Raw genomic sequence first — 10,382 nt, 5'->3', positions numbered from 1 at the left:
CCGCGGCGGCGCGGCGGAAGAGTTCTGCGGCACGTCTGTCCTGGCCGGCGAATTCGTACCATTCCGCCGCCTCCTCGAGGTGCCCATTGGCCAGCGCGTGCGCCGCGTGCGACAGGGCCTGCGCCATGGTGGGCGCGGCGTTGCCCGCCACCGGCCCGGCCGGTGCGGCCGCGGCGGATGGCCGTGGCTGGACCGGCGCGGGGTCGTCCTGCGCCGCGGCGTACCGGCTGAGGATCTCCTTCGCCGCGACGGAGAGGTCGCCCTCCACGGCCGGGCTCGGGCCGAGCCAGAGCGCCCAGGCCGGGCGGGTGTCGGCCAGCTGCAGCCGGTAGGCGCCGGTGCGGCAGAGCACCACGAGACTTTCCTCGTCGGGGGCGAACAACCGCTGGCGAGCGGCGGCCGGTACCGGCGGGACGAGAGCCGCGGTCGATTCGAGGAACAGACCACCCGGGCCTATCCGGCGCAGCGGCGTGCCGATGGGCACCTCGTCGAGCAGGGCCGGGGGTGCGATGAGCAGATGGTGCCCGGGTCCGAAGACGACGTGCGCGGTTTCGGACAGCGGCCTGGTCCGGATGTACTGCCGCAACGGGGTCAGCTCGTCGTCGGTGACGAGGACGGCGTCTGCCCGGCCGGAATGACGCGGGCTCGGCCTGACCCGCACCTCCTGCTGCATGGAGGTGAGGTCAGGCGGCGCAGGCGCGGCGGATGCCGGTACCGAGATAGAGGTCGTCAGAAGGATGGAAAAGTCGACCTCTTCGCCATGGGACTCGATCCGCCATCCGCCGCTGTCTGAGGTGATGAGCCAGGTCTGGTTCGCGGGCACCAGCGCCGCGACCCGGCTCGAATCCACCGGGAGCCCGTATCCCCACTCGGTGAGCACGCGGGCGGAGCCGTCGCAGGGCACGGCGACGGTGGTATCGGGCAGCCCGTTCAGGTAGCGGGCGAGCCTGGCCGTCGCTGGTCCGCGCACCCGCAGCTGCAGGTGCGGCCGGGTGACGTGCGCGCCAGAGCTGTGCAGCACGACGGGCACCATCGTGCCGGTGGCGCCCTCGGCCAGGCAACGCCGGATCGCGTGCCGCGCGGCCGAACCCGTGGCGTAGACATATATCCGGTCGGGCTTGAGATCCGGGCGCCGGGTGGGAGTCAGGTCGAGCAACAGCGCGTCTGTGGGCACCGGCGGCGCGTTGCGCAGCTCATCGAGCGCGGGAAGGCGCTGCGCCGGGTGCCGGTCGACATGGCCTCGCAGGCGGGCGAGTGTTCCATCCGGCCGCACGGAATAGGGCTGCCCGCCCGCGGTCTCGACGAGCAGGGCGCCCGCCCCCGGCTCGGCTTCCACTATCGTCCAAAATGGACCATCGGGCGACGGCCAGAGCGCCGTCCACATCGCTTTGGCGGCGCCGGCACCGATCACCAGGGCGGCGTGGGTCACCGCGGCGGTGCGCCGGTCGAAGCGCCCGGCGGTGAGCGTGACCGTCACGGCTCACCGCCTCTCGGCCAGGCCGGCACCTCGCGGCCGTCCCCCAGGCGTGCGGCAGCCCAAGCGCGCCAACGCTCTTCTACCCCCTTGACGCCGGCCCGGTGGCCCGCCGCGTAGATGGCCGCGCACAGGTCATAGCGGTCAAGCAGATCGCACGCGTCCACTAGCCAGGTCTCGACCTCCAGCTGCTGCGGCGGGGGCAGGCTGGGCAATTCGGTGCAGGCCTGGTTCACCGCCCCTTCCGCCGCGGCCGCGGCTGTGCTCGGGGAGCTGCACATCGCGATGCCCAGCTGGGTCAGCCACCGGTGCGGCGCGTGCTGAGGCCGGGCCGAACGCAGCAGCGCCAGGGCGCGGCGGGTCCCCGACGCTTGCCGCGCCGCGATCAGCGCCCAGCCCGCCCACAATGGCTCACCGGCCAGTTCCCACTCGTCGGCGGCGGCGGCATGCCGCCCAGCGCGCAGGTAGCAACGGGCGGCATTGGCATGCTGCTCGGCAGCCGCGTAATACCGGCCCGCGGCCGGGAAGTCGCCCGCCATTTCGTATTGCTCCGCCGCTGCGGCCCACGCCCCGACATCGGCGAGGCATTGTGCCGCAGGGGCCGGGGCGCCCGCGCGTTCGTAGCACGCAGCGGCCCGGCGTAACAGCTTCTCGCGGACGCTCATTCGCGCTCGCGCCGGCGCTGCGGATCGTGCTCCGGCACCCACTCCGGCGTGGGCGGCAGGGCATCGCGCGAAGGCCGCAGACCGGTACCCGGCTCGACCTGGCCGATGTCGGGCAGCCTGTCCAGCGCCGACCCGAACTCCTCGGCTATCCGGTCGTGCACCTCGTTGTGGTCGTCGGCGCTGGGATCGCCGTCGACATCATCGATCAGAAATTCCTCCACCACACCGGTTTTGGGGTCGAACCGGAATGTCACCTGCACCCGCATGGCTAGGCCTCCGCTTCGAACCGGATGTGGATGCGGCCCTCGTCGTCGGTGAACGTCTCGAGGTTCTGTGCGCCGCGCCCGACCGCCGCGGCGACGAGCACCTCCTGGTAGGCGCGGCCAAGCGCCGCACCGGCCAGCTCCGTCGACTGGCGGCGCACGATGGCGAGCCGCTCCTGGGCCCGGCGCGTCAGCTCCTGTTCCCGCCGGGCACGCAGCTCGTTGGCGGTCGCCGCCGCGGCCGCCTCGGCCTCCTCGCGCACGCGCGCTTCCTCGTCGCCTATGCGGCGCAACACCTCTTGGCGTGCGTCCTGCAACAGCTGGTTGGCCTGCGCCTGCTCCATGGCATCGAGCTGGCGGTTGGCGTTCTGCAGGGCGATCTGGCGGGCCTCGGCCTCGGAGCGCAACCGGATCTCGGGATCGTAGGTGCCTTCACCCTCGCTGGAGATGTCGCTGGTGGACTCGGCCCTTACCCGGCCCGTGCGCTGCTCGCTCACCGCGACGATGTCGGTGAGCTCAATCAGAATTTCGAGATCACCCGTGGCGGAAAGATAAGCCACGCGACCATCATCCACGCTTGTCTCATAGCCCACATCGGTGGCACGCCAACGGCTGTCATTGCTGAGCGCACGCTCAAACGCGCGCCGGACGGCAGCGCTGAAGGTTTCTGAGAAAGGGATCCGGACACTTGCCTGACCCGATGCCTGTAGTACGAGTTGAGCGACATGAGAAACGCTCTCCTCCCACGCCCGGGCGATGCGCCTGCTGGCTCGTTCCTTGACCCTGCGCGGATTGCACATGTCATTGCTCCTCGTCTTCCAGTCGCTGAAACAGTCGATGGATCATGCTGCCGATTTGTTCCGCCGCGGCATCCGCTTGCGGGTGGTCGCGGTGGAGTTCCTTGCGCAGGCGGGCCAGGCGGCCGAGCGCGGCGCCCGTGCCCAGGGCGCCCGGCGTATGGCGTTCGGTCTGCCCGACGATCGCCGCGGCCTCGGCCACCACCTCTTCCACCGATCGCCGCATCCGCGGCAGGCCACCGTCGGCCAGGACCACGTCGTCGATCCGGCGGCGCACGGCGTCCTCATCGGACACTTCGCACCAGATGTGGTACAGGGGCCAGAAGTGCTGCGGGCGGGCCCGGTCATGGCCGTCGATCAGCGCCGCGCCGGCGATGAGCCGTTGCGCGCGCACGATGCGCCGGTCCGAAAGCTGCACGCCGAGCGAAAGCAGATCGCGGACCACGTCCTCGTAGAGGTCCCCGACGTCGTTCATCCGCACGTCGGGCAGGGACCGATGCAACTGCATGAGGTCGGCCAGCGGCATCGCCGGATCGGTTTCCCCAGCACCGGGTGAGCGCAGGCGCTCGCGCCTGGCCCCGGCCTCCAGAAGCTCGTGCAACCGGTTCTCGGCCACCGGCTGGACCGACAGGCGCAGCAGGAACCGATCGGCGAAAGGCCGTAGCCCCGGATCGTCGGGCAGCGCATTCGCGGCCCCGATCAGGGTCAGCAGCGGCGCCGGCTGGGCCCGCGAGCCGTTGAGGTAGACCCGCTCATTGAGCAGGGTGTGCAGGGCGTTGAGGATGGCCGCGCTGGCGTGGAACACCTCGTCCAGGAAAGCGAAATGGGCCTGGGGAAGCATTCCTTCGGTGTGTACGCTGTACCGCTTGCCCGTGGTCAGCTCGTCGATGTCCAGCGGCCCGAACAGCTCGGCGGGCTCGGTGAACCGGGTGAGCATCGCATGGAACCTGGTGGACTGGCTCAGCATCCGGGTGAACCGGCCGGCGATGTCGGTCTTGGCGGTGCCTGACGGGCCGATCAGCAGGAGGTGTTCCTGGCAGATGACCGCGAGCTGGAGCAGCCGGATCATGTCGCCCCGCCCGACATAGGCGTCGTCCAGCGTCGCCCGCATCGCGTCGAATTGCCTTACCCGGGTGAGGGTTTCGTGGGAGTGAGCCACCGTTCACACCATCGTTCTGGACTGCAGCTGACGGCGTTCGCGGCGGGCCTTGCCGACGACGTGGCCCAGGATCTCCACCACGTCGATGGGATCGCCCCGCTCGCTCAGCTCGAACATGTGCATCGCGGTCTTGGCGAAGATGTCGCGGATCTCGTCCCCGTTCCAGCCGTTGAACAATTCGCTCAGCCGGGGGAGCAGCGGCTCGGGAACTTCGACCGCGTTGTGCCGGGCGTGCACCTTGATGATTTCCATGCGCTCCTCGACTCTTGGCAACTCGACCTCGATGGCGTGGAAACGACTCGGCCGCAGCAGCGCCGGGTCGATCTGGTCCAGGCGGTTGGTGGTGGCCACGATGAGCATCGGCACGTCGGCGCGGAAGCCGTCCAGCTCGGTGAGAAGCTGTGCCACCACGGCGTTCGCGGCCCGGCTGCCACCGTCGGACATGCCCGAGCGCCGCCCCGCCAGCGAGTCGAACTCGTCGAAGACGGTGACCGAGGGCGCGTTGCGCCGGGCTTCCTCGAAGAGCTCCCGAACCTTGCGCTCGCTTTCGCCCACCCACATCGTCATGACCTCCGGGCCGGAGACCACATTGATGGTCGCCTTCATCTCGTTGGCCATCGCCTTGGCGAACAGGGTCTTTCCGGTTCCCGGTGGTCCGTAGAAGATGAATCCGCGCGGGATGGCTTTGCGAATGTGATCGGGGGCGTTGGCGTTGAGCATGACCCGCAGGACCTGACTCATCTCCTGCTTGACCGATTCGTACCCGCCAATGTCGGCAAAGGTTTCCTTGGGCAGCTCGAAACTGCTGGAGGTCTCGGCTTTGAAGGCGCGCAGCGTGTCGATGAGCGCGGCCGCCGTGCTTGCGCCCGAGCCGTGGTGCTGTTCGTAGGCGAAGTGCATGCCCTGGCGCAACCGGACCGGGTTGAACCCGGCCAGGTGCTTGTACATCGCCTCCGGCTCGAAGCCCGCGAACAGCTGCGCCTCGTCCTTCTGGATCAGGGCTTCGCTGCTCAGCTGGGTGGTGCCGTCGTCGCGGTGGCGCACCAGCTTGCCTAACCCGGTGAGCATCACCCGGCCCTGGAACCGCGAGCTGACCACGTCGGGGATGCTGAGGGTACGGTCGACGAAGGCCAGGATCACCCGCGAGTAGGTCGAGTCCTGCCGGTCGGTGACATCCCGGCCGCCCGGCCCGAAAAGAAGCTCGACGACCTCCCGCGCCTCCGAGGTCAGGGCGGAATCGTTGCCGCCGGCCAACAGGTCCAGGTGCGGGATGACGAGCACCTCGTCGTAACTGAGCTCCTGCAGGGCGGCCCGCAGCTCGGTGATGTACCGCTGGCGCAACGGCCGAGGCTGGCGCATCGCGGCGATGATCGGATCGCCGGTGCCCGCGCTGGCCTCCTGATCGGCCGGCACGGCCAGCACCCGGGGGCGCGGATAGCCGGCATGGATCGGAATGTGCCGCAACAGGTGTTCGGTCACCGCCTTGTCCGCGCTGACCAGCACGCTCAGCCCGGAGCGGAGCATGGCGGCCGCGCGATCGATGTGGTCGCGGTAGGCGAGCTGGGTGGCTTGGGCGGGGGTGATGACATCCGGGTGGCCCCGGCCGGGGGCGGAGGCATGCGCGGCAGCTGTCATGGGGTTTGGGCCTCCTCTAGGCGGTACCGGCGGACGAGATTGAGGGCGTCGCGGTAGCCCAACAGGTCGGGCCGGGCGCGGACAGAGTCGGGCCGGGCCGCGATCAGATCGGCGAAGGGCTGCCAGTAATCAGCCACATCGCGCGCCGGGTCGCGATGGGTAAACCCCTGCAGAAACCCCATGGCTGTACGGATTTGCGCGTCGTGCCGGGCTGCGTGATGGCGTCGCGCCGACTCGTAGACGTCGAGCACGAACGACATACCCCGTCGCCGCAGAACGCCAAGCACCTCGGCACGCCAGTTCCATTGCGCGCTGTCGTCGCCCGGCTCGGCCATCGCCATCGCGGCGGCGCAATGCAGGCCGGGTATGGTCTCGCGCTCGAGGAGCAGGTCGAGGCAGGCCTCCCGGCCGCTGTTGGCGGGATGGTCGAGCACACCGGTCAGCGGGGAGAGCGCCCGCAGCCGATCGGTGAGCGAGCTAGCCCCCTCATTGGCCTCAATCCACCGCACCGCCGGCTGCACCACACCGTGATAGGCGGTGAGGTCGGACAGGGATCGGGGCGCCGGTGCGGCATCCAGCAACTGCACGACGCCGGGCAGCCGGCGCGCACCGAGGACGGCGGCGGCCACGACAAGCCCCGCCGCCACCCGCATCGTCTCGCCCTGGCTCGCCGGCCCGAGCCGCAGCCTCGCCTGGGTCACCATGGACAGCGCCACCGCGGTGGCGGCCAGCCGATCCGGCGGCTGGCCCAGCGCCGCGAGCGCGGACAGGTCGCCCTCGGGCAGCTCGCCGAGCGCGCCATCATGCGCCCAGCGCATTACCAGCATTGCGGTATCGGCCGCGGTCATCGATTATCCACTGTGGACACTCGCTCATCTCCTCGCCATCGCGCACATAGAACCGCAGCACGCGCCGGACACCGTAGTAGTTGATCAACCCGGCCACCTGCCACGGCTGCTGGAACGTGCGGAAATGCAGACCCACGTCGGTCATGGACAGCCCCATCTGGTCGGTCGCGGGAAACAGATGGGTGTGGTACCAGCCGAGCAGCCGCTGCCCGTCCATGGTGTCCAGCTTGCTGTTCATCTCCCGGAACGAGTCACCGGTGAAGGTGAACTGCATCCCGCTCGCCCCGGCGTGCTGTGCGGGCAGGACGCTCTGGATGAGCAGCAGGTGCGCGCCCGGCCGCGACGACCGGAAGGCCTTGCCGGAAAGGAACCCGCCCACCTCCATCCGATCAGAGAGGGGCAGCGTCTCGGAGAGCAGCTTGTGCGTCGCCTCGGTCAGGATCACCCCGGTGCCGGCCAGCGTCTTGCCCTCCCGGCCAAGCTCGTCCAGATCGAACTCCGGCAGCGTCGGCTCCACCGAACGCTTGACCCGGAACCGGCTTTGCGTGGTGTCGCCGGTATGGATCTCCATGGTCCCCTGGACCACCGGGACCGGGCGGGCGATCGGGAATTGGGAGATCACCGGGCTGGCCAGGCAGTAACCCCAGAGCTTCTCGACCGGATCGAGCTCGTGGGCAATCTTGCGCACGGTCGGCGCGAGCAGCTCGCGAATCGGAAACCATCGCTTGTACGGGATCCCGTTGGCCTGGCTGCCCGAGATGATCAGATGGCCGAAGTCGTGTCGGACGTTGATGAGCTCGGGTTCGCCGGTGAGCTCCTGTTCGTCGGCGATGTTGACGGCGACGACACGGTAGTTCAAGGTCTTGGCCGACAGGCCCATTTCCTCCAGCAAGCCCACGTAAACCAGATCGGCCAGGGGCAGGCGGGAGTGCAGGGTGAGCGACTCGCCCTTGTAAAGCTCGACCCACACATCGTTTTGGACCGGCGGCTGGCTCACGACGGGTTCCTCAGCTTCGCCGCGACTCTGAGCGGCCGGGAACTGCTCTCCCCGGCGTAGATGGCGCGGCGGCTCTCCTTGGGCGCACCGCCTATCGACAGGATCATCTCCTGGCCGATGCCACTGGTGGCCCAGTCGGCTGCGGCCTGATTGAAGACGCCAGGCCCGCCCGGATCCTCGCTCGCCGGAAGGGTGTACTGCTCGTAGCTGGCGACATCGATGATCATTTGGCACAGCTCGCCGAAATTCATCTCCTTGACGTAGTACTTGTCCAGGATGCCCAGGCACAGCCGCCTTACCGTGCCAACGAGCGGCACGTCGCGCACGCCGATGTTGGGATGGAACACGTCGGTCCGCCAGTACACGGTCGGGGCGTGGAGCGGATAGGCGCCGGGCGGCAGGCTGATCGCAATTTCGTGCTTGGCGATGGGCACCGGCACCCCGCCGCCCGCCCCGCGGGCGATCCCCGGGACGGTGAGCGTGATGTGGTACTCGGCGGGCAGGTCGCGCGGTTCGTATGCGTTGACAATCAGCAGGTCCGGGTGATCCTCGGCGAAGTCAAGGATCTCGTTGCGGGCGCGCAGGGCCTGGATGCGGTAATCGAGGTCGCCGCGCCCGGCGGTGGTCTCGGTGGAGACGCGCAGCAGGGCGCCCTCGGTGACCCCGGCCTCGTGCAGCGTCCGTCCGGGTTGGAGGCGTTCCACCCGCCCGCCGGGGTGGACCAGGTCCACCACCGTGCGCATGCGCCGGCCCAGCCGGTCGGTGACCGCCGCCCGATATTCGTCCAGAACCGCTTGCGGCACTTCGGAAACGAGCGTGGTGTTGGGAACGGCGGACAGATCGAACGACTGATTGTCCGGACCCTGGACGGTCAAGCGCTGAAACAGATGTGGCCGGTAGGCGTAGTCGCGTACGGTGCCCTGCACCGTTTCCCGCAGCCGGGCCGCGATCGCCGCGGTGGCCTGGTTCACGGTGATCGTGGTGTTGCGCAGCCGGACAGCCAGCTGTCCGAACTGGCTCCACAGCAGATCGAGGTTGGGATCCAGTCCCTGCATGACTTCCAGCATCTCGGCATAGCGTTCGCTGCCGGTCAGCTCCATGACCCGATAGGGACCCACGTCGGAGGCGGGAAACGGGGTCGCCGCAGGCGCGGCGTGTGCTGCGGGGCGGGGCGGGGGCGCGGGCGTGGCCGGCGGCCGCTGGGCGCGCGGACGTGTCGTCTGCTGCTGCTGCTGCGGCGCGGGTGCCGGCGGAACAGGCTGTCCGGTCGCCGCCCACTGGAAGACGGTGTTGCTCGGATACATGCGCCATGCTTCCTGGCCGAGCGCCTCGACACCGCGCCCGCCCTCCAGCACACCGGCTTGCACCTGCCGCACCAGCGCCTGCCAGAAGCCGAGTGAGGTCTGCACCGCCTGCCAATTGGGGAGCCTCCCGGCGGGATACCTGATGGCGCTCGCCAGCGCCTGGCATTCCTCGGGATAGATGTATACGTCGCTGAGTTCCTCGATGAATCGGGGAATGCTATATGCCATCACCACTCCTGTTCGCCCACGGCGGTCAACTCCAGATAACGCAAGGCCGCGTCGGGTCCGGGCTGCCGGACAGGCAGGATCTCCCGTGGCGCGATGCCAATTTCGCGTAGGGTCTTGCTACGTGGGGCGCGGTGCACCAGGCGGCTCACCCCGAAGCCGTCGCTGGAAAGGAAGTCGCTCCAGCTGAACAGGCTCTCACCCGTGTCCACGTGGTCCAGCAGACTTTCCACGGTGGCGCTGTCGTCGAGGTCGATCCGGGTCACCACGCCGGGCTCGATGCGGTCGTGCAGGGGGCAATCCGGATCCGGGCGGCCCAGGTCGATCAGAGACGGCGGGTGGTCGAATCCCAGTGACACACCGGGGCTGGGCAGCGATAGTCCACAAAGGACCCTGATCGCACTGGCTGCTTGCCAGGCACCGACGATGGCCGAGATCGGCGCGGAAGCGGCCGTGGGGATCTCCGGCAACGGGCGGGTGCAGCTGTGCGGATCATCCTCGACCGCCCGGCCGGCATCGCCGAGACCGCACCCGTAGCACAAACCATCGCGGCCGTAATAGCGGACTTCGCCGCCCCAGGCGCCCGTCCCCGCATCGAGCATGGCCTGCCCGACCCGCCCGCACCGGCCGGCCAGCAGCACCCGCGACGCACGGGCGTCCAGGCAGCTCATGACCAGCGAGCAGTCGCGCAGCTCGGCGAGCCCGACCCCGGTGAGAAGCGTGCCCTCTCGGGGCTCGACCCTGGTACCAGGCGCAAGGTCATGCAACGCCTCGGCCGCCACTTCCACCTTGGGCCGGCCGATGTCGGACTCGCGAAAAAGGATGGTGCGGCTCAGGTTGGACAGCTCGACGCAGTCTGGATCGCAGAGGATGAGCCGGCCCACCCCGGCCATCGCCAGCAGCCGGCTGACCTCGTTGCCGAGCGCGCCCACCCCGACCACGACCACGGTGGAGCGCCGAAGCCGGTCGGGATCCCAGCCCTCGATGGCGCGGTGGCGGTCGAATCGGTCCATCG

At 69.3% G+C, this 10,382-nt stretch carries 10 protein-coding genes; all 10 read right to left on the bottom strand.

Going from position 1 to position 10,382, the window contains the following annotated elements; translation table 11 throughout:
* The coding region (locus tag Rhe02_RS44595; protein WP_203914615.1) for a DUF8588 domain-containing protein at nt 1-1,477 on the bottom strand (1,477 nt) is incomplete at its 3' end.
* The gene (locus Rhe02_RS44590) at nt 1,474-2,139 is read right to left on the bottom strand and encodes a hypothetical protein (RefSeq protein ID WP_203914614.1); all 666 of its coding nucleotides are present in this window, start codon (nt 2,137-2,139) and stop codon (nt 1,474-1,476) included. The genes Rhe02_RS44595 and Rhe02_RS44590, both read right to left, overlap by 4 nt.
* A complete protein-coding gene (locus Rhe02_RS44585) occupies nt 2,136-2,405 on the bottom strand; it encodes a hypothetical protein (protein ID WP_203914613.1) in 270 nt (89 codons plus the stop codon). The genes Rhe02_RS44590 and Rhe02_RS44585 overlap by 4 nt, the downstream gene beginning before the upstream one ends.
* A gap of 2 nt (nt 2,406-2,407) precedes the next feature.
* Nucleotides 2,408-3,202: a hypothetical protein gene (locus Rhe02_RS44580; RefSeq protein WP_239124460.1), complete on the bottom strand. Its 795-nt coding sequence runs from the start codon at nt 3,200-3,202 to the stop codon at nt 2,408-2,410.
* Nucleotide 3,203: 1 nt separating this feature from the next.
* On the bottom strand, nt 3,204-4,358 hold the full coding sequence (locus Rhe02_RS44575) for an AAA family ATPase (protein WP_203914611.1): 1,155 nt from the start codon (nt 4,356-4,358) through the stop codon (nt 3,204-3,206).
* A gap of 3 nt (nt 4,359-4,361) precedes the next feature.
* A complete protein-coding gene (locus Rhe02_RS44570; protein WP_203914610.1) occupies nt 4,362-5,993 on the bottom strand; it encodes an ATP-binding protein in 1,632 nt (543 codons plus the stop codon).
* Nucleotides 5,990-6,841, bottom strand: coding sequence for a hypothetical protein (locus Rhe02_RS44565; RefSeq protein ID WP_203914609.1), 852 nt, complete (start codon nt 6,839-6,841; stop codon nt 5,990-5,992). Before Rhe02_RS44565 ends, Rhe02_RS44570 begins: the two co-directional genes overlap by 4 nt.
* On the bottom strand, nt 6,795-7,838 hold the full coding sequence (locus Rhe02_RS44560) for a JAB N-terminal domain-containing protein (RefSeq protein ID WP_203914608.1): 1,044 nt from the start codon (nt 7,836-7,838) through the stop codon (nt 6,795-6,797). Before Rhe02_RS44560 ends, Rhe02_RS44565 begins: the two co-directional genes overlap by 47 nt.
* Complete coding sequence (locus Rhe02_RS44555; RefSeq protein WP_203914607.1) at nt 7,835-9,370, bottom strand: effector-associated domain EAD1-containing protein; 1,536 nt, start codon at nt 9,368-9,370, stop codon at nt 7,835-7,837. Before Rhe02_RS44555 ends, Rhe02_RS44560 begins: the two co-directional genes overlap by 4 nt.
* Nucleotides 9,370-10,380: a ThiF family adenylyltransferase gene (locus Rhe02_RS44550; RefSeq protein WP_203914606.1), complete on the bottom strand. Its 1,011-nt coding sequence runs from the start codon at nt 10,378-10,380 to the stop codon at nt 9,370-9,372. Before Rhe02_RS44550 ends, Rhe02_RS44555 begins: the two co-directional genes overlap by 1 nt.
* Nucleotides 10,381-10,382: the final 2 nt, after the last annotated feature.

It is taken from the genome of Rhizocola hellebori, from assembly GCF_016862955.1.
Lineage (GTDB): Bacteria > Actinomycetota > Actinomycetes > Mycobacteriales > Micromonosporaceae > Rhizocola > Rhizocola hellebori.
The sequence above is the reverse complement of the archived record's forward strand: the minus strand, read 5'-3'. Positions and strand labels throughout refer to the sequence as shown.